The organism is Aliamphritea hakodatensis (genome assembly GCF_024347195.1).
In the GTDB taxonomy this organism is placed as follows: Bacteria; Pseudomonadota; Gammaproteobacteria; order Pseudomonadales; family Balneatricaceae; genus Amphritea; species Amphritea hakodatensis.
Genome location: NZ_AP025281.1, coordinates 39,917 through 57,411, shown reverse-complemented (window position 1 = coordinate 57,411; position 17,495 = coordinate 39,917). Strand labels below are relative to the sequence as shown.

The window sequence follows — 17,495 nt, the reverse complement described above, 5'->3', positions numbered from 1 at the left end:
TGTACCGCTAAGCTATTGAATTCAGAAAGGAAGCAGAAGGAAGAAGAGCAGTTGAGAGACCGGGCACTGTTTGCCGCAAGCAATACAGTACCCGGTATGGAAGGGTTTCAGGCATTCAACTGACGGCGCAGTTCCTGAATAACTTCTCCGGTGTCAGGGCGTACCCCGCGCCAGATAAAAAAGGATTCCGCGGCCTGCTCAACCAGCATCCCCAAACCGTCGATTACCTTTGCAGCACCGTGTGCGTCTGCCCAGCAGTTAAATGCTGTGGCCTCAGCGCTGTACATCATGTCATAACACCAGGCACCGGCGTTAAGCAGATCATCCGGCAGCGGCGGTACTTCACCCTGCAGGCTGGCAGCGGTGCCGTTAATCACCAGATCAAACTGTTCGCCCTGTAACTGATCAAAACTGACCGCACTGATATCACCGTAATCCGCGAACAGATCCCGTAAGGTTTCCGCCCGGGACAGAGTACGGTTGGCAATCACTACCCGCTTGGGTTTGGCTGCAAGCACCGGTTCAAGTACACCGCGAACAGCACCGCCGGCACCCAGGATCAGCACCTCAGCGCCCTCAATACGGCCACCATGATTACTGACAATATCCGTCACCAGACCGACACCGTCGGTATTATCACCGCACAGTTCGCCGGCATCGTTGCGGTACAGCGTATTGACCGCCCCCGCCAGCTCAGCTCTGGGGCTGCGCTGCTCAGCCAGCGCCCAGGCTTCTTCCTTAAACGGGATGGTAACGTTCAGACCACGGCCCTGATCATCGAGAAACAGGTTCACACCTTCCGCAAAGCCATCTTCAGGAATCAGCATGGCATCGTAACGCAGCGCCTGATCAGTCTGACGGGCAAACGCGGTGTGAATCAGAGGGGATTTGGAGTGCTTGATCGGGTTACCGAACACGGCATAACGAACAGTCATCTCAGGCCTCCAGCCATTCGGTGGGCTTCAGATACACCTCGTAGAGTTCAGCTTCTTCGGTGCCCGGTTCCGGCTTCCAGTCATAACCCCAGCGCACTTCCGGTGGCAGAGACATCAGAATCGACTCGGTACGGCCACCGGACTGAAGTCCGAACAGGGTGCCGCGGTCAAACACCAGATTAAACTCCACATAACGCCCCCGGCGGTGCAGCTGGAAGTCCCGCTGGCGTTCGCCATACGGCATATCCTTACGCTGCTCTACGATCGGGCAATAAGCCGGTGCATAGGCATTGCCGATCGAACGCATCAGGGCAAAACTCTGTTCAAAGCCCAGCTCGTTCAGATCATCGAAGAACAGACCGCCAATGCCCCGCGGCTCATCCCGGTGTTTCAGATGGAAGTATTCATCACACCATTTTTTATAACGGGGATACACATCTTCACCAAAGGGATCACAGGCATCTTTAGCCGCCTGATGCCAGGCAACGCAGTCATCTTTATTTCCGTAGTATGGTGTCAGGTCAAAACCGCCGCCGAACCACCACACCGGCTCTTCGCCTTCCTTCTCTGCGACAAAGAAACGTACATTCGCATGGGAAGTCGGCACATAAGGGTTGTGCGGATGAATGACCAGCGACACGCCCATGGCCTGAAACGTACGGCCCGCCAGTTCCGGGCGGTGAGCCGTCGCAGAACCCGGCAGTTTATCGCCAAACACATGGGAAAAATTCACGCCGCCTTTTTCAATGACCCCACCGGACTCCATCACCCGGGTCCGGCCGCCGCCGCCACCTTCGCGGTCCCAGCTGTCCTCTCGGAAACGGGCACTGCCATCGGCTGCTTCCAGCGCGGCACAAATACGGTCCTGCAAGTCCAATAAATACTCTTTAACCGCAGCGATATCTACCGCAGACATAAATTCTTCCTCATGCTATTGCTGCCAGGTCCGGCAACAGGGGGCGAAGTTGTACGTGCATCGACAACTCAGATCAGCTGCGTAACAACACATCCGTTTCCAGGCTGCGAATCTGTGTTGGCTGTGCCATACTGCCCAGCTCGCCTGGTAAAACATATGCCAGATCACACCTGAAGTTAATACTCACTTTCAGCTTACTCCTTGCAGGTTCCTGACTTGCGTAATTAGCAGAGGTTGAAACAACAAAGGAACCAAAAGCCTCACACAGCGCCTTAACTCCTGAGTGAGCACTCACTCTAACAGCAACTGATCTGTGCTTTCCTTTAACCCAGGAGGGGATAATATCGTCCGGATCAGGCAATACCCAGGTGACAGGGCCCGGCCAGGTAGCCAGTACTTTCTGCCGTTGCTCATTGGTAAGACCTGCCAGTAAAGGTTCGACCTGTTCAGTATCAGAGGCAACAATAATCAGCCCCTTGTGCATAGGCCTGCGTTTCATCGCAAGCAGATGCTGAACAGCAGTCAGATTATACGGATCGCAACCCAGACCCCAGACTGCTTCGGTTGGATAAGCAATCACACCGCCCTGGTGCATTGCCCGGGCTGCCTGACGCACATGCCAGTCTTGCATAAATAGAACTGCCCAAGATCAGATAAAAATACTCGCCAGACTATCCTGTGGTCATTGTAACTATAACGCCGAACAACGGCAGAATACTGGCCGGAAAAGGCCAGAAAATTACTCTAATTGCGGCGATTTATCAATCAAAACTGTGTTCGGCATCCGGGTTCCCAGCCGCTGTTCGGATGATGCTACAGCCGCAGATATCCGTCCGGCCGGTTTTCGATCAGCCCCTGTAATTCCAGCCCGACCAGCTTCGCCATGATATCCCCGGCTGGCAGACCTGATTGTTCTACCAGATAATCCAGAGGAGTCACTTCATAGCCAACCAGTATCAACAGCGCCTGCAATTCGGTATCCAGCCCACTGACAGCTTCTGTGCGGCGGGTTTCCGGCAGAGCAGCGTCACTGTCTTCCAGTGCATAGCACCCCAGTATGCTGCTCAGGGGTTCAATAATATGGGCCGTGGTTTCCACCAGAGTTGCCCCTTCCCGTATCAGCGCATGACAACCATGCCCCTGAGGATTATTCAGGGTACTGGGCAGCGCAAATACTTCACGGCCCTGTTCCAGCGCCTGACGGGCAGTAATCAGTGAGCCGCTGCGCAGTGCCGCCTCCACCACCAGAACGCCAGCGGACAGTCCACTGATAATCCGGTTACGTTGGGGAAAGTTATAACTGAGAGGCACTGTTCCCAGCGCAAACTCTGACACCAGCGCCCCCTGATGCAGCAGAATCTGCTCAGCCAGATGGCTGTGCCGGCGCGGGTAAACAACATCTACGCCACAGCCCAGTACAGCCACCGTCGGACGCCGGCTATCCACTGCCGCCTGATGTGCCTGGCCATCAATGCCCAGTGCCAGCCCGCTGGTAATGACAAAGCCCGCTTTACTCAGCGCCCCGGCAAACCGCCGGGTATTCTCCAGACCACCCCGGCTTGCATGACGGCTGCCGACAATGGCCAGCTGCGGCTGATACAGACAGTCGGTATTTCCCCGGACATAAAGAATCAGTGGCGGATCAGGAATTGAACGTAACAGAGGCGGGTAATCATCATCTTCCCAGAGGATGACATGATGCTCAGGATCAAACAGCCAGTCGCTCACCCGTTGCAGGTATTCAGCGGCGAACACCCCTTGCCGGTAAGCAGTGACAGCCTGGCAAACGGCGTTGCTCAGACCAAGCTCTGCCAGCGCCTGTGCTGATAAATCCAGCACCCGGGAGACTGAGCCAAACTGCCTCAGCAGGGCATGGCACTTACGGCGGCCAAGCCCAGGAATCAGCGTAAAAACAATACCGTCGCGTTGTGAGCGGTCCATGAAGATTTCCTGTCCTTAGGAGGCATTCAGCCCGGAATTTATTGCCTTACTCGGGATTACGCACCTCATCACCCACCGCAATCACATTGGTTGCTTTCAGGATCAGCGCGTAACTGACTTTTTCAAAAGGGCTGAAAATCATCATCAACCCGGACTTTTCAGCCGGCAGGGTAACCGGCTCTTTTGTCACCGGATCAATCAGCAGCTCACCAACCGTGTAAACCGACAGTACATGACCGGTCGCCAGACCTTCCCGGGTACCTTTGTTAATTGCGACTACATCATACTGACCGGCCTGTTTAACCCCGCGGACTACCGACAGAATCCGGCCGTTGATTTCCCCTTCAGGCTCACTCGGGTAATACGTCGACGTCACCCTTTTATCTTCACTCGGGAACACCCGGTCAAGGCTGGAAATCTCTTCGTTGGTTTCCAGCAAATCCAGCGAGATGATGTCTTCTTTGCGGGCAAACACACTGGCTTCACCGACCTTTCTCAACTCAAAACCCAAAGATTCTTCGGTATCCGGATCTATGAACTCCCGGGCGGGACGGTAAACATTCTGGTAGTGATAATCCTCAACCAGTTCCCCACGGGCATACACCCGGTCGCCGGCACCGGCCACCAGACGGTTGTTGGTACTGCCCAGAATATAGGGGGCCTCCAGCAGGGTATCGGAGCTTTTCACCAGATGTTCACTGAGGAAGCTGCCAATATCCTTCAGATGGATCGCAGGAATAGCATCATCCAGCAGGCTGACTTTCGCTTTCGGGCTGAGTTTACGGATGCCCTTACTCAGTTGCAGACGCGGTTTGCCATTGATCCACACCAGTGTCAGCCGGTCTCCGGGATAGATTAAATGAGGGTTATCAATTTGCGGGTTAAAACCCCACAGTTCAGGCCACTTCCATGGGGATTGAAGAAACAGGGCAGAAATATCCCAGAGCGTATCGCCCTTAACAACGATATATTCTTTCGGATAATCTTTTTTCAAAGCGAGTATATCGCCATTATCTGCCGCTGTTGCCGGGGTCATCATTAACCAGCCGGCTAAACACAAACAAAGCAAACCACTGATAAATCGGCGCATCCTTTGATTCCTTGTCTGACAGCAGTCGATCCTGTAATCCGTCACAAACATGTAAAAACACGTTCAATACTGCTGAATTAATAGATTTTAGTCACCCTGAGCCCAGTATCGACAATGCATTGCGTATCGATATCAGTATAATATTGATTCTTGCGATTAAGCGCGCGTATTTCAACCATTTCTTTACAGTTGCAGTTATGGCCCTATTACCTATTCTTGAGTTTCCAGATCCACGCCTTCGTACCGTTGCGGAGCCCGTTACCGAATTCAGTGACGAGTTACGCCAACTGGTCAAAGACATGTTTGAAACCATGTACGATGCCCCGGGCATCGGCCTGGCGGCAACGCAGGTCAATGTCCACCAGCGTATCATTACCATCGACCTCTCTGAAGAGAAAAACGAACCGATGGTGATTATTAATCCGGTGGTAGAACCTCTGACCGCAGAAACCGACAAAATGCAGGAAGGCTGTCTGTCTGTGCCGGGCTTTTATGAAAACGTCGTTCGCCCGAACAAAGTACGCCTGACCGCCCACAACGAACACGGTGAAGAGTACACCATGGAAGCAGACGAACTGCTGGCCGTGTGCATTCAGCATGAAATCGACCATCTGGACGGCAAACTGTTCGTTGATTACCTGTCTCCGCTGAAACGGAACCGTATTCGCAGCAAGCTTGAAAAAGCTCACCGCCAACACGTATAAGGGACACCCATGTCTGATTCAGCCAGAGGGTTGCGGATAGTTTTCGCCGGCACCCCGGACTTTGCAGCCACCAACCTGCAGGCACTGCTTGATGCCGGGCACAAGGTTATTGGCGTCTACACACAGCCAGACCGGCCGGCAGGGCGGGGGCGCAAGCTTAAACCCAGCCCGGTTAAACAGGTCGCCCTCGATCACGGGCTGGATGTGTACCAACCCCTGAACTTCAGAGAAGAAGGGGCGCTGGAAACCCTGCAAAGCCTTGAAGCAGACCTGATGGTGGTGGTTGCCTACGGCATTCTGTTACCCAAAGCAGTACTTGAAGCGCCCCGTCTGGGCTGTATCAATGTGCATGCATCCCTGCTGCCGCGCTGGCGCGGTGCGGCGCCTATTCACCGGGCGGTGCTGGCCGGAGATGCTGAAACCGGCGTGACCATCATGCAAATGGATGAAGGCCTGGATACCGGCGGCATGTTACTGAAAAGCAGTTGCACGATTAACCCGGCGGAATCCAGCGGCGAACTGCATGACCGGCTCGCCGTTACCGGTGCCGAAGCCCTGCTGGCCAGCCTGCCCGGGCTGGCAGACGACAGCCTGCAGGCCGAGCCTCAGGATGACAGCCAGGCCAATTACGCCCACAAGCTGGAAAAAGCCGAAGGCATCATCGACTGGAAACAAAGCGCTGAAGCGGTTGCCCGACAAATTCGCGGCCTCTCACCATGGCCGGTTGCCTATACTCAGCTGAACGGTGAAACCCTGCGTATCTGGCAGGCCGATATCAGCGATAAGAGCAGCACAGCCGCTGCCGGCACGGTAATCGGCAACGACAAGAAAGCCATTCATGTTGCCTGCGGTAAAGGCAGCCTGAAATTACTGCACATTCAGTTACCGGGCAGCAAGGCCATGCCAGCCGCTGCGGTTCTGAACTCAAAACGCGACCTGTTCGCAGACGGCACACAGCTGGGATAACACACCTATATGAACAGCCGCGCCATTGCCGCCCAAACCCTGACGCCGATCCTGCTGCAAAAAGCCTCCCTGAACACAGAACTCAGTAAAGGCCTCAGCCGGGTTGCTGAACGGGACAGAGGCTTGTTGCAACAACTGTGCTACGGCACACTGCGAAACCTTCCGCGTTTGCAAGCGCTTACTAACCACATGCTGAAAAAGCCTTTTAAGAAGCAGGAACAGGACCTTCAGGCCCTGTTGATGCTGGGCATGTATCAGTTACTGGAAATGCGCATCCCCGCCCACGCCAGCATTGGCGAAACGGTGGAAGCCTGTGTACAGCTGAACAAACCCTGGGCAAAAGGTTTGCTGAACGGCGTACTGCGTCGCTTACAGCGGGAACAGGACAGCCTCTTCGCCACCCTGGAGAATGAACCGGAATTTCGTTTCAATCACCCGGCATGGATGATCGATAAGCTGCGCCATAACTGGCCGCAGCACTGGGAATTCATCCTCGAACAGAATAATCAGCAACCGCCGATGACTCTGCGGATCAACCAGCAACGCTGCACCCGGGACCAGTACCTCGACTGGCTGGACGAAGCCGAAATAGACGCGTTTCCGGGCGCCCATTCCATGCAGGCAATCCAGCTGGATGAAGCCTGCGATGTGGATCTGCTGCCCGGATTCGATGAAGGTTTTGCCAGCGTTCAGGATGAAGCTGCTCAACTGAGTGCTGAACTGCTGGATCTTAAGGCCGGTCAACGGGTACTGGACACCTGCGCCGCACCGGGCGGTAAACTCTGCCATATCGTGGAGCAGGAACCGGACCTGAGCGCAGCAGTAGCGGTTGAGCTGGAAGCCAAACGTGCCAGCCGCATTGAAGAAAACCTGCAGCGCCTTCAACTGGATGCCGAAGTGGTCGTCGCCGACGCAGCCTCTCAGGATTGGTGGGACGGCCAGCTGTTCGACCGCATCCTGATTGATGCCCCCTGTTCTGCCAGCGGAGTGATTCGCCGCCACCCGGACATTAAAGGCCTGCGCCGCAATGAAGATCTGAAGCCACTGGCCGATATCCAGCTTGCCATCCTTCAAAATGGCTGGCAGATGTTACAGCCCGGCGGCAAGCTTGTTTACGCCACCTGTTCCGTCTTCCCACAGGAAAACGAACGGGTGGTAGAGCGCTTTCTGAAACAGCAGGAAGACGCTGTACACCATGACATAGAAGCCAGTTGGGGCCAGGCACGTCCGTTTGGACGGCAGTTGTTTCCGCAACCGGACGGACACGACGGTTTCTATTACGCATTACTGAGCAAAACAGAAAGCCCCGTTAACGGCGGCGAGTGATAAGTCAGCATAAAGGTAGCAGTGAGTAATGAAGATCATCATTCTCGGAGCAGGGCAGGTAGGCGGAACCTTAGCGGAAAACCTGGCCAACGAAGCCAACGACATCACCATTGTTGATACGGATATCGTCCGTTTGCGCGAATTACAGGACCGGATTGATATCCGTACAACGGAAGGTAAAGCATCACACCCCGGCGTTCTGGAACAGGCCGGCGCCCAGGATGCGGACATGCTGATTGCCGTGACGAACAGCGATGAAGTCAACATGATCGCCTGTCAGTTTGCCCATACCCTGTTTAACACCCCCACCAAGATCGCCCGGGTACGGGAACACGATTACCTGCGCCATAACCGCGAAGTATTCTGCAATAAGTCGATTCCCATTGATGTACTGATCAGCCCTGAACAGCTGGTAACCAAACACATCAAACGCCTCATTGAGCATCCCGGTGCACTGCAGGTACTGGATTTTGCTGACGGCAAGGCACAGCTGGTAGCCGTTAAAGCCTATTACGGCGGCCCACTGGTTGGCCATGAAATATCTTTTCTGCGCACCCATATGCCATCCGTCGACACCCGGGTAGCCGCCATCTTCCGCCAGGGTAGCCCGATCATTCCGAAAGGAGATACTGTCATCGAAGCGGATGATGAAGTGTTCTTCATCGCGGCTACCAAAGACATTCTCTCAGTGATGAGCGAATTACGGCGTCTGGACCGGCCGTACAAGCGCATCATTATCGCCGGCGGCGGCAACATTGGAGCCCGGCTGGCCAGCAGTATCGAAGATCAGTTTCAGGTAAAGATCATCGAACGGGACCTGAAACGCTGTCACGATCTGGCCAAGCGGCTCGATAACACCATTGTGCTGAATGGCAGCGCCTCCGACAAAGATCTCCTGTTGGAAGAAAATATTGAAGACACCGACGTATTCTGCGCCCTGACCAACGACGACGAAGCCAACATCATGGCCTCCATGCTGGCAAAACGTTTAGGCGTCCGTACTGTAATGACCCTGATCAACAACCCGGCATACGTAGACCTGGTGCAGGGCGGGGTGATCGACATCGCCATATCGCCACAGCAAACCACCATCGGCAGCTTGCTGACCCACGTGCGCCGTGGTGACGTCGCCGCCGTGCATTCACTGCGCCGCGGTGCAGCAGAAGCACTGGAAGCCGTTGCTCACGGCGACAAACGCAACTCCAAGGTTGTCGGTAAAGCAATCGAAGATATCGATCTGCCGGCCGGCACCACCATAGGTGCCATTGTCCGTAAAGATCAGGTACTGATTGCCCACGATGACGTGGTGGTTGAAAACGATGATCACGTCATTCTGTTCCTGATCGACAAACGTAAAATCCGCGAAGTCGAACGCCTCTTCCAGGTTGGCCTGGGCTTCTTCTGATAACCGGACGGCACTGACCTATGCACTATAAAGTGATACTCCGTATACTTGGCATCCTGCTGATGATCTTCAGCTTCACCATGTTGCCACCGGTCCTGATCGACACCCTCTATGAAGGTCAGTCCAGCAAAGCCTTTCTGACCGGCTTTCTGATCACACTGCTGACCGGCTTTATCATCTGGCTGCCGGTCTACAAGGTCAGACAGGACCTTCGCACCCGCGACGGATTCCTGATCACCGTTCTGTTCTGGTCGGTACTTGGCCTGTTCGGTTCGATCCCGTTTATCCTCTCAGAAGAACTCACCCTGAGCTTTGTGGATGCGGTATTCGAATCACTTTCCGGCCTGACAACTACCGGGGCCACTGTCATTACCGGCATCGACGCACTGCCCAAAGCCATCCTCTTCTACCGGCAGCAGCTACAGTGGCTCGGTGGCATGGGGATTATCGTACTGGCGGTGGCTATCCTGCCGATGCTGGGCATCGGGGGCATGCAGCTGTACCGTGCAGAAACGCCAGGCCCGGTAAAAGACAGTAAACTGACCCCGCGAATTACCGAAACCGCCAAGGCACTCTGGTACATTTATCTGTCTCTGACCATTGCCTGCGCACTGGGTTACTGGCTGGCGGGAATGACCCTTTTCGATGCGGTGAGCCACAGTTTTTCCACCGTGGCTATCGGCGGTTTCTCAACCCATGACGCCAGTATCGGCTACTTTGACAGCCCGCTGATCGAAGCCATCTGCATCTTCTTTATGATCATTTCTGCCGTCAACTTCGGTCTGCATTTCTTCGCCTGGCGGCAGCGCTCCCTGAGCCATTACTGGCAGGACCCGGAATTCAAATTTTACCTCTGCATACTGGCCTGCATCAGCCTGCTGGCATCGCTGGTACTGGTATTCACCGACACCTATGCGCCGCTGGAATCTGTCCGTAAAGCGATCTTTGAAGTAGTGTCCATTGCCACCACCACAGGATTCGCCACCGCCGATTTCGCCCAGTGGCCGGTCATGCTGCCATTCCTGCTGTTCGTCGCGGCGTTCTCCGGTGGCTGTGCCGGCTCTACCGGTGGCGGCATGAAGGTTATCCGCATCCTGCTGATCCTCAAGCAGGGCTCCCGGGAAATCACCCGTCTGATTCACCCCAACGCCGTCATTCCGGTCAAACTCGGCAAGACCCCCATCTCTGACCGCGTTCTGGAGGCCGTGTGGGGCTTTTTCTCGGTATACCTTATCGTATTCGTGATTATGCTGATAATCCTCTTAGGCACCGGCCTGGACCAGATTACCGCATGGTCTGCAGTAGGGGCGACACTGAATAACCTGGGGCCGGGTCTAGGTCAGGTATCGGTACACTATGGCGATCTGAACACCCCCGCCAAATGGGTACTGTGCTTTGCCATGCTGCTGGGACGACTCGAAGTATTTACCTTGCTGGTACTCTTTACACCGGCGTTCTGGAAACGCTGAACAGCCAATAAAAAAAGGAGCCATATGGCTCCTTTTTTAATGCCCCGGCAGGGCAGTTATTTATAAAACGCGGCATCACCTTCAGGACGACGGCTAAACCGGCGGTACTCCCACTGATACTGTTCCGGCACCTGGCGCACACAATATTCAACTTCCTGATTCATCGCTGCGGTTGCTTCATCCAGATCCTTGCTGTTGATATCACCTTCAGCATGGTGGAAGAATAATTCGAAACCGCCATCCACACGCTTAGCATAACCGGACACAACCACAGCACCGGTTTGTGCCGCCAGCTGAGGTAACAGCTTCATCGTAAATGCCTGAACCCCCATAAAGGGTGCAAAAATACCACCGGACTTATCCGGCTCCTGATCGGGCAAGATACCCAGAATCTCATTTTTACGCAGGCACTTAACGGCCATCCGGACACCCTTAACATTGGCCGGTGCCAGCTGTGAGCCAATCCGCTCACGCTTTTTACGGATCAGATCATCCATCATCTTAATCTTTGGCGGCTTATACATAGCGGTCAGCTTATAGTATTTACTCAGCCACAGGTTCAGCACTTCCCAGTTACCGATATGCGGCGCAATCAGAATAACACCACGGTTTTCTGCCAGCGCATCATCCAGAACTTCTTTACCCTGTACCGCCGTCACTTTTCCCAGCACCCGTTCCGGCTGCCAAATCCACGACATACCCATCTCACCCATCGAGCAGCCAGTCTCTTCCAGGCTTGCGCTGATCAGCGCTTCCTGACCGGCTGAATCCAGCTCAGGAAAGCAGGCAGCAATATTTTTTCGGGTATTTCTGGCCGGTTTGCCAGTACCCTGATTCATACGCCGGCCGATAAAACTACCCAGGCTTCTCGCCATGGAGAGGGGCAGTAGCGACAGCAAAAAAAGCAACCCGACAGCTAAAGGACCTTTCAATTGTTTCACGTGAAACCTTTTGTCATAGAGATGAAAATTCGCAGCCATTATAATGGTTGACGGATAAGGTGAGAAATAAGAAATCCAACTTAGAACAAGACCGGAGCATAATAATGCAATACAGCGTATACCTGTCAGGTGAAATCCACACTGACTGGCGTGAAAAAATTAAAACCGCTATCAAAGAACTGAACCTGCCAGTAACAGTGATGACTCCAAATACAGATCATGGTTCCAGCGATGACTGTGGCGTTGAGATCCTGGGAGCAGAAGAGAACAACTTCTGGAAGGATCACAAAGCAGCAAAAATAAACAGCATGCGCCACATGACAGCCATTCAGCGCGCCGATATTGTCATCGTTCGCTTTGGTGATAAGTACCGTCAGTGGAACGCTGCATTTGATGCAGGTATGGCAGCAGCACTGGGCAAATCTCTGATCGTTGAACATGCAGAAGAGCTGACACATCCACTGAAAGAAATCGATGCGGCTGCACATGCCACAGCAAAGAACACTGAAGAAGTCATCGAAATCCTGAAATATCTTACTCTGGATTACTGATACACATCTTCCTGCAGGGTGGCTGCAACGGCCACCTTGTTCACTAACGGAAACCTGATACCGCTATCATAAACAGCACAGGTAAAAATCTGAAAATTCTTATCTGCCGACGACACATTGCCCCCCATCAGCCCGGCAAATTCATGTATAATCCTGCTCTATTTTTTTACTGTTAACCGACTATGGTGATCTCCGTGACAGACAAAGCGAGTTCAGATGCCAGCACTTTTCAGGGATTAATCCTGGCGCTGCAAGAATACTGGTCAGATAAAGGTTGTGTTGTAGTACAGCCGCTGGATATGGAAGTAGGGGCAGGCACGTTCCACCCGGCAACATTCCTGCGTTCAATCGGCCCGGAAAACTGGAACTCTGCTTACGTACAGCCAAGCCGTCGTCCGACCGATGGCCGTTACGGTGATAACCCCAACCGCCTGCAACACTACTACCAGTTTCAGGTCGTCATGAAACCGTCTCCGGACAACCTTCAGGAACTGTACCTGGGCTCTCTGGAACGCATCGGCATCGACACCCTGGTTCATGACGTTCGCTTTGTAGAGGACAACTGGGAGTCACCAACACTCGGCGCCTGGGGTCTTGGCTGGGAAGTATGGCTGAACGGCATGGAAGTCTCTCAGTTCACTTACTTCCAACAGGCCGGTGGCATTGAATGCTACCCGGTCACCGGCGAGATCACCTACGGCCTGGAACGTCTGGCAATGTACGTTCAGGACGTAGAAAGTGTTTATGACCTGATCTGGACATACAACCCGGACGGCAGCCCGGTCACCTACGGCGACGTCTTCCACCAGAATGAAGTAGAGCAGTCTACCTACAACTTTGAACACGCCGATGTACCTATGCTGTTCAAAAACTTCGATCACTACGAGAGCGAGTGCCGCAAGCTGCTGGAACTTGAAACCCCGTTACCGCTGCCAGCGTACGAACAGGTTCTGAAAGCGTCTCATACATTCAACCTGCTGGACGCCCGCCACGCAATCTCTGTAACCGAGCGTCAGCGTTACATTCTGCGGGTTCGCACCCTGGCCCGTGAAGTGGCACACGCCTATTACGATGCCCGTAAAGCACTGGGCTTCCCGATGGCCTCCGAAGCCATCCGTAACGAAGTACTCGCCGCCAGCGAAGAGGAGAGCAAGTAATGGCCACTCAGGATTTCTTAATTGAACTGGGAACAGAAGAGTTACCACCGGCAGCCTTACTGTCACTCTCTAACGCGCTGAAACAGGAAATCTGCAACGGCATCCAGGAACAGTTTGGTAAGCAAACCGCCTTTAACGACGACGATGTGAAAGCGTACGCAGCACCACGCCGTCTGGCCGTTCAGATCAGCAACCTGCAAACGGAAGTGCCAAGCAGCAGCTTCTTCATGCAGGGCCCGCCGGCCCGCATCGCTTATGATGAAGAGGGTAATCCGTCAAAAGCACTGCAGGGCTTTGCCAAAAAATGCGGCGCAACTGTCGAGCAACTGGAAGAGGTTGACGGCAAGATGGGCTTCCGTCAGGAAACACCGGCCAAGCCTCTGGTCAGCGAACTGTCTGCCATTGCTGAAAACGCTATTCAGAAACTGCCTATCCCTAAGCGTATGCGCTGGGGTGCATCACGGACTGAGTTTGTCCGCCCAACTAAGTGGCTGGTAATGCTGCTGGGGGATCAGGTCATTGAAGGTGAGGTTTTTGGCCTGCAGGCTGGCCGCTCCACGATGGGCCACCGCTTCCACCACAATGAAGCCATCGAACTGAACAGCGCTAACGAATATCTGGAAAACCTGGAAAGCGTCGGTAAAGTCATCGCTGACTTTGAAGAGCGCCGCGAAAAAATCCGTGCCCAGGTTCTGGCAGAAGGCGAGAAAATCAACGCCGTTATACAGATTGATGACGACTTGCTGGACGAAGTAACTGCCCTGAATGAATGGCCAGTTGCACTGACCGGTCGCTTTGACGAACGCTTCCTTGAAGTACCTTCACAGGCAGTAATCAGCTCAATGAAAGAGCATCAGAAGTACTTCCACGTCACGGATACAGAAGGGCAGTTGCTGCCGTACTTCGTCACCATCGCCAACATCGAATCCAAGGATCCGGCCAAAGTGATCGAAGGTAACGAGAAAGTTATCCGCCCACGCCTGGCCGATGCTGCATTCTTCTTCGAAACCGACAAAAAGCAAACGCTTGAGTCACGCATCGAAAAACTGAACAGCATTATTTTCCAGAAAGATCTCGGCACCTTGCATGACAAGGCCGTGCGTGTAGCAGCCCTGGCTAAACACATCGCCGCTACGCTGGACCAGGATCAGGCTAAAGCAGAACGCGCTGCCATGCTGGCAAAGACCGACCTGATGACCGACATGGTCTTCGAATTCACCGACCTGCAAGGCCTGATGGGTTACCACTACGCCCTGAATGACGGCGAAGATGAAGCAGTCGCCAAAGCGCAGAACGAACAATACATGCCACGTTTTGCCGGTGATAAACTGCCACAAACAGAGCCCGGCATTGCTGTCGCACTGGCGGATCGCCTTGACACCCTGACCGGCCTGTTCGGGATTAACCAGCCGCCAACCGGTTCCAAAGACCCGTTCGCACTTCGCCGCGCTTCCCTTGGCGTACTGCGGATTATCGTTGAGCGTGAACTGAACCTGGACCTGCGTGACCTGATCAGCGTTGCTGTCAGCAATCACAAAGACCTGCCGGCAGCAGACGGCCTGGAAGAGAAAGTCCTCAACTTCATGCTGGAACGCTTCCGCGCCAAGTATGACGACGAAAACATCGCTGCCGAAGTATTCCTGTCGGTACTGGCCGTTAAGCCAACCAAACCACTGGAATTCGATCAGCGCGTTAAGGCCGTAAACCACTTCCAGACACTGGAAGAAGCAGCCGCACTGGCGGCTGCCAACAAGCGCGTATCCAACATCCTCAGCAAGCAGGGTGTTACAGATACCCAGCCTGTTAAACTGGAGCTGCTGCAGGAAGACGCAGAAAAAGCACTGGCAACCGCCGTTTCTGATAAGCAACTGGCACTGGCGCCACTGTTTGCTGAAGGCGACTTTAAGGCAGTACTGGAACAACTGGCCGACCTGCGCAGTGCGGTTGATACCTTCTTCGACGATGTCATGGTTATGGCTGACGACGAAGCGGTACGCAACAACCGCCTTGCACTGCTGGGCCAGCTGCGCAACCTGTTCCTTGGCGTTGCAGACATCTCTTTGCTAGGCTGATCAGGCCCACTTAAAATACCAAGCCAGTTGCTCATACCAACTGGCTTTTTTATTGCCCAGATTCAGGACTCACATGAAACTCGTTATCCTCGACCGTGACGGCGTGATTAATTTCGACTCCGACAACTACATTAAAACCGTTGATGAATGGCAGCCGATACCTGGCAGCATTGAAGCCATCGCCACTCTGAGTAAAGCTGGCTTTGATATCTGTGTAGCCACCAACCAGTCCGGCCTTGCAAGAGGCTACTTCACGCCTGAAACCCTGACAGCCATGCACGACAAAATGACCTCACTGGTCACCGAAGCGGGTGGCAGCATAACCCATATAGAACACTGCCCACACGGCCCTGACGATGGCTGCAACTGCCGCAAGCCATTACCGGGCATGATTGAGAACATCCTCAGTAAATACCCTCAAATCCGCGCTCAGAGCGTTTACGTGGTAGGGGACTCATTACGGGATTTGCAGGCAGGCGTCGCTGCAGGCTGCAAAGCACTTCTGGTCAAAACGGGCAAAGGTGAGCGCACACTGGAAAAAGGCGGCTTACCGGACCGCACTGCTGTCTGTGAGAACCTCAACAGCGCCGTAGACATCATCACCGGCTAAACCGGTGTTTCACGTGAAACCTAAAAGGAATTAAACATGACAGCGATAAAGTTCGACAAAGAACAGAAGGAAGTCATTCTGAGCAAGCTAAAAAAATACTGTGAAGATGAGCTGGACCTGGAACTGGGGCAATTCGAAGCAGAGTTTTTTCTGGACTTTATTTCTGACAATATTGGCAACCACTACTACAACAAAGCACTGGAAGATGCTCAGCAAATCGTTACCCAAAGGACGATGGATATTACCGATGCAATCGATGAAATGAGCAGAATAACCTGAGAGCCAACCCAGTGTTAGTGCATACTAACGGCAAAATTAAACCGTTCTCAGATAAAAATTAATCTATATGCTTTACAGCAAGTTATAGGTTAGTGAGTAATTACATTATAGAAAACCAAACTGATCAGCAATCAGTTTTGCAGACATCCCAAGGGTCATGGTAACAATCAGAGGCCTGATCCAGCCGGTACCTTTATTCACCACGACACGGGCCCCCAGGAAGCCGCCAATTATCTGTCCGCAGGCCATCAGCAGCCCCACCATCCAGACCACCTGGCCGCCCACGGCAAAGAAGATCAGCGAGGCGATATTTGAGGTGAAATTGAGAATTTTAGTATTAGCGGTAGCTTTGGGAAGGCTGTAACCGGCCAACGCCACAAAAGCGATGACGAAAAAAGACCCGGTGCCCGGACCAAAAAAACCGTCATAAAAGCCCACAATAGTTGTACAGCTCAGGGCGAAAGCGAGGGGACCCAGGCGGCGGTCGGTATCGCCATCCTGTACTTTCTTCGAAAACATGAAGTAGAGTGCCATTAACACCAGCAGGCCGGGCATAATAAGCGCCAGCACTGACGCATCAATCTGCTGCACCAGCAGCGTACCGGCCATCGCGCCTACAAATGTCATCAGGATCATCAGCCGCATTTGCCGGAGGTTCACCAGCCGTTTACGGATAAAGTACACCGAGGCAGCAAGTGTTCCGAAGCTTCCCTGCAGTTTGTTTGTCCCCAGCGCCATCAGCGGAGGCATCCCGGTCGAAAGCAATACGGGCAGGGCAATCAGACCGCCACCACCGGCAATACTGTCCACAAAACCTGCCACCAGTCCGGTAGCAAACAGTAACAACAGCAACAGCGCATCAAATTCCATCTGATCTTCCTCGGCAGCCAGTCTTACACAGGGAGAGTAAGTCTATCTGTCTGTACGGCGATTGCACGGAAAAAATGATCTGCATCAAACGGTAAGAGACTAAGCAGGTAAAGATGACAAGCGTATTAAAACTCTCCTCTGCAATGCCCCGTATTATTCATCATTAAAAATCAGACAATTAGGCTAAAAAGGCGACTTATTGGCCTAATACAGCCCGTATACCCATAAACAGGCCTAAAGGTTCACATAAGATAATCTGAAAT

At 53.5% G+C, this 17,495-nt stretch carries 17 protein-coding genes; 10 read left to right on the top strand and 7 right to left on the bottom strand.

Annotated elements, in window-relative coordinates:
• Positions 1–107 precede the first annotated feature (107 nt).
• From aroE to PCI15_RS00245, 5 genes are all read right to left on the bottom strand, one after another.
• Positions 108–935, bottom strand: coding sequence for a shikimate dehydrogenase (gene aroE / locus PCI15_RS00265; RefSeq protein WP_271272370.1), 828 nt, complete (start codon positions 933–935; stop codon positions 108–110).
• Between the two features lies 1 nt (position 936).
• The gene (gene hemF / locus PCI15_RS00260; RefSeq protein WP_271272369.1) at positions 937–1,851 is read right to left on the bottom strand and encodes an oxygen-dependent coproporphyrinogen oxidase; all 915 of its coding nucleotides are present in this window, start codon (positions 1,849–1,851) and stop codon (positions 937–939) included.
• A 73-nt stretch (positions 1,852–1,924) separates the two neighbouring features.
• Complete coding sequence (gene tsaC / locus PCI15_RS00255; protein ID WP_271272368.1) at positions 1,925–2,482, bottom strand: L-threonylcarbamoyladenylate synthase type 1 TsaC; 558 nt, start codon at positions 2,480–2,482, stop codon at positions 1,925–1,927.
• Positions 2,483–2,664: 182 nt separating this feature from the next.
• Positions 2,665–3,792 (bottom strand): DNA-processing protein DprA, encoded by a 1,128-nt coding sequence (gene dprA / locus PCI15_RS00250; protein WP_271272367.1) that lies wholly within the window; start codon positions 3,790–3,792, stop codon positions 2,665–2,667.
• A gap of 46 nt (positions 3,793–3,838) precedes the next feature.
• Positions 3,839–4,882 (bottom strand): LysM peptidoglycan-binding domain-containing protein, encoded by a 1,044-nt coding sequence (locus PCI15_RS00245; RefSeq protein WP_271272366.1) that lies wholly within the window; start codon positions 4,880–4,882, stop codon positions 3,839–3,841.
• 197 nt (positions 4,883–5,079) lie between these two features.
• Here PCI15_RS00245 and def point away from each other — a divergent pair, with 197 nt between their 5' ends.
• Genes def through PCI15_RS00220 form a run of 5 tightly spaced genes read left to right on the top strand, consistent with a single transcriptional unit; the run spans position 5,080 to position 10,752 of the window.
• Positions 5,080–5,586, top strand: a complete 507-nt coding sequence (gene def, locus PCI15_RS00240; protein WP_271272365.1) for a peptide deformylase — start codon at positions 5,080–5,082, stop codon at positions 5,584–5,586.
• Positions 5,587–5,595: 9 nt separating this feature from the next.
• Complete coding sequence (gene fmt / locus PCI15_RS00235; protein WP_271272364.1) at positions 5,596–6,552, top strand: methionyl-tRNA formyltransferase; 957 nt, start codon at positions 5,596–5,598, stop codon at positions 6,550–6,552.
• Positions 6,553–6,561: 9 nt separating this feature from the next.
• The gene (gene rsmB, locus PCI15_RS00230) at positions 6,562–7,878 is read left to right on the top strand and encodes a 16S rRNA (cytosine(967)-C(5))-methyltransferase RsmB (RefSeq protein WP_271272363.1); all 1,317 of its coding nucleotides are present in this window, start codon (positions 6,562–6,564) and stop codon (positions 7,876–7,878) included.
• A gap of 28 nt (positions 7,879–7,906) precedes the next feature.
• The gene (trkA, locus tag PCI15_RS00225) at positions 7,907–9,283 is read left to right on the top strand and encodes a Trk system potassium transporter TrkA (protein WP_271272362.1); all 1,377 of its coding nucleotides are present in this window, start codon (positions 7,907–7,909) and stop codon (positions 9,281–9,283) included.
• A 20-nt stretch (positions 9,284–9,303) separates the two neighbouring features.
• The gene (locus PCI15_RS00220; RefSeq protein WP_271272361.1) at positions 9,304–10,752 is read left to right on the top strand and encodes a TrkH family potassium uptake protein; all 1,449 of its coding nucleotides are present in this window, start codon (positions 9,304–9,306) and stop codon (positions 10,750–10,752) included.
• 56 nt (positions 10,753–10,808) lie between these two features.
• Here PCI15_RS00220 and PCI15_RS00215 read toward each other — a convergent pair whose 3' ends face one another.
• Positions 10,809–11,732, bottom strand: coding sequence for a lysophospholipid acyltransferase family protein (locus tag PCI15_RS00215; protein WP_271272360.1), 924 nt, complete (start codon positions 11,730–11,732; stop codon positions 10,809–10,811).
• Positions 11,733–11,797: 65 nt separating this feature from the next.
• Here PCI15_RS00215 and PCI15_RS00210 point away from each other — a divergent pair, with 65 nt between their 5' ends.
• From PCI15_RS00210 to PCI15_RS00190, 5 genes are all read left to right on the top strand, one after another.
• On the top strand, positions 11,798–12,244 hold the full coding sequence (locus tag PCI15_RS00210) for a YtoQ family protein (RefSeq protein WP_271272359.1): 447 nt from the start codon (positions 11,798–11,800) through the stop codon (positions 12,242–12,244).
• 182 nt (positions 12,245–12,426) lie between these two features.
• Positions 12,427–13,401 (top strand): glycine--tRNA ligase subunit alpha, encoded by a 975-nt coding sequence (gene glyQ / locus PCI15_RS00205; RefSeq protein WP_271272358.1) that lies wholly within the window; start codon positions 12,427–12,429, stop codon positions 13,399–13,401.
• Positions 13,401–15,473, top strand: coding sequence for a glycine--tRNA ligase subunit beta (gene glyS, locus PCI15_RS00200; RefSeq protein WP_271272357.1), 2,073 nt, complete (start codon positions 13,401–13,403; stop codon positions 15,471–15,473). The genes glyQ and glyS overlap by 1 nt, the downstream gene beginning before the upstream one ends.
• A gap of 73 nt (positions 15,474–15,546) precedes the next feature.
• Entirely contained in the window at positions 15,547–16,083 is a 537-nt protein-coding gene (gene gmhB, locus PCI15_RS00195) for a D-glycero-beta-D-manno-heptose 1,7-bisphosphate 7-phosphatase (RefSeq protein ID WP_271272356.1), read from the top strand.
• Positions 16,084–16,119: 36 nt separating this feature from the next.
• Complete coding sequence (locus PCI15_RS00190) at positions 16,120–16,362, top strand: DUF2164 domain-containing protein (protein ID WP_271272355.1); 243 nt, start codon at positions 16,120–16,122, stop codon at positions 16,360–16,362.
• 105 nt (positions 16,363–16,467) lie between these two features.
• Here the strand turns inward: PCI15_RS00190 and PCI15_RS00185 are convergent, their stop codons facing one another.
• A complete protein-coding gene (locus PCI15_RS00185) occupies positions 16,468–17,232 on the bottom strand; it encodes a TSUP family transporter (RefSeq protein WP_271272354.1) in 765 nt (254 codons plus the stop codon).
• Positions 17,233–17,495: the final 263 nt, after the last annotated feature.

Bases quoted from the DNA above. Each gene is read 5' to 3' on its own strand.
- aroE (WP_271272370.1), bottom strand. From the start codon at position 935: ATGACTGTTCGTTATGCCGTGTTCGGTAACCCGATCAAGCACTCCAAA.
- hemF (WP_271272369.1), bottom strand. From the start codon at position 1,851: ATGTCTGCGGTAGATATCGCTGCGGTTAAAGAGTATTTATTGGACTTG.
- tsaC (WP_271272368.1), bottom strand. From the start codon at position 2,482: ATGCAAGACTGGCATGTGCGTCAGGCAGCCCGGGCAATGCACCAGGGC.
- dprA (WP_271272367.1), bottom strand. From the start codon at position 3,792: ATGGACCGCTCACAACGCGACGGTATTGTTTTTACGCTGATTCCTGGG.
- PCI15_RS00245 (WP_271272366.1), bottom strand. From the start codon at position 4,882: ATGCGCCGATTTATCAGTGGTTTGCTTTGTTTGTGTTTAGCCGGCTGG.
- def (WP_271272365.1), top strand. From the start codon at position 5,080: ATGGCCCTATTACCTATTCTTGAGTTTCCAGATCCACGCCTTCGTACC.
- fmt (WP_271272364.1), top strand. From the start codon at position 5,596: ATGTCTGATTCAGCCAGAGGGTTGCGGATAGTTTTCGCCGGCACCCCG.
- rsmB (WP_271272363.1), top strand. From the start codon at position 6,562: ATGAACAGCCGCGCCATTGCCGCCCAAACCCTGACGCCGATCCTGCTG.
- trkA (WP_271272362.1), top strand. From the start codon at position 7,907: ATGAAGATCATCATTCTCGGAGCAGGGCAGGTAGGCGGAACCTTAGCG.
- PCI15_RS00220 (WP_271272361.1), top strand. From the start codon at position 9,304: ATGCACTATAAAGTGATACTCCGTATACTTGGCATCCTGCTGATGATC.
- PCI15_RS00215 (WP_271272360.1), bottom strand. From the start codon at position 11,732: ATGGCTGCGAATTTTCATCTCTATGACAAAAGGTTTCACGTGAAACAA.
- PCI15_RS00210 (WP_271272359.1), top strand. From the start codon at position 11,798: ATGCAATACAGCGTATACCTGTCAGGTGAAATCCACACTGACTGGCGT.
- glyQ (WP_271272358.1), top strand. From the start codon at position 12,427: ATGGTGATCTCCGTGACAGACAAAGCGAGTTCAGATGCCAGCACTTTT.
- glyS (WP_271272357.1), top strand. From the start codon at position 13,401: ATGGCCACTCAGGATTTCTTAATTGAACTGGGAACAGAAGAGTTACCA.
- gmhB (WP_271272356.1), top strand. From the start codon at position 15,547: ATGAAACTCGTTATCCTCGACCGTGACGGCGTGATTAATTTCGACTCC.
- PCI15_RS00190 (WP_271272355.1), top strand. From the start codon at position 16,120: ATGACAGCGATAAAGTTCGACAAAGAACAGAAGGAAGTCATTCTGAGC.
- PCI15_RS00185 (WP_271272354.1), bottom strand. From the start codon at position 17,232: ATGGAATTTGATGCGCTGTTGCTGTTGTTACTGTTTGCTACCGGACTG.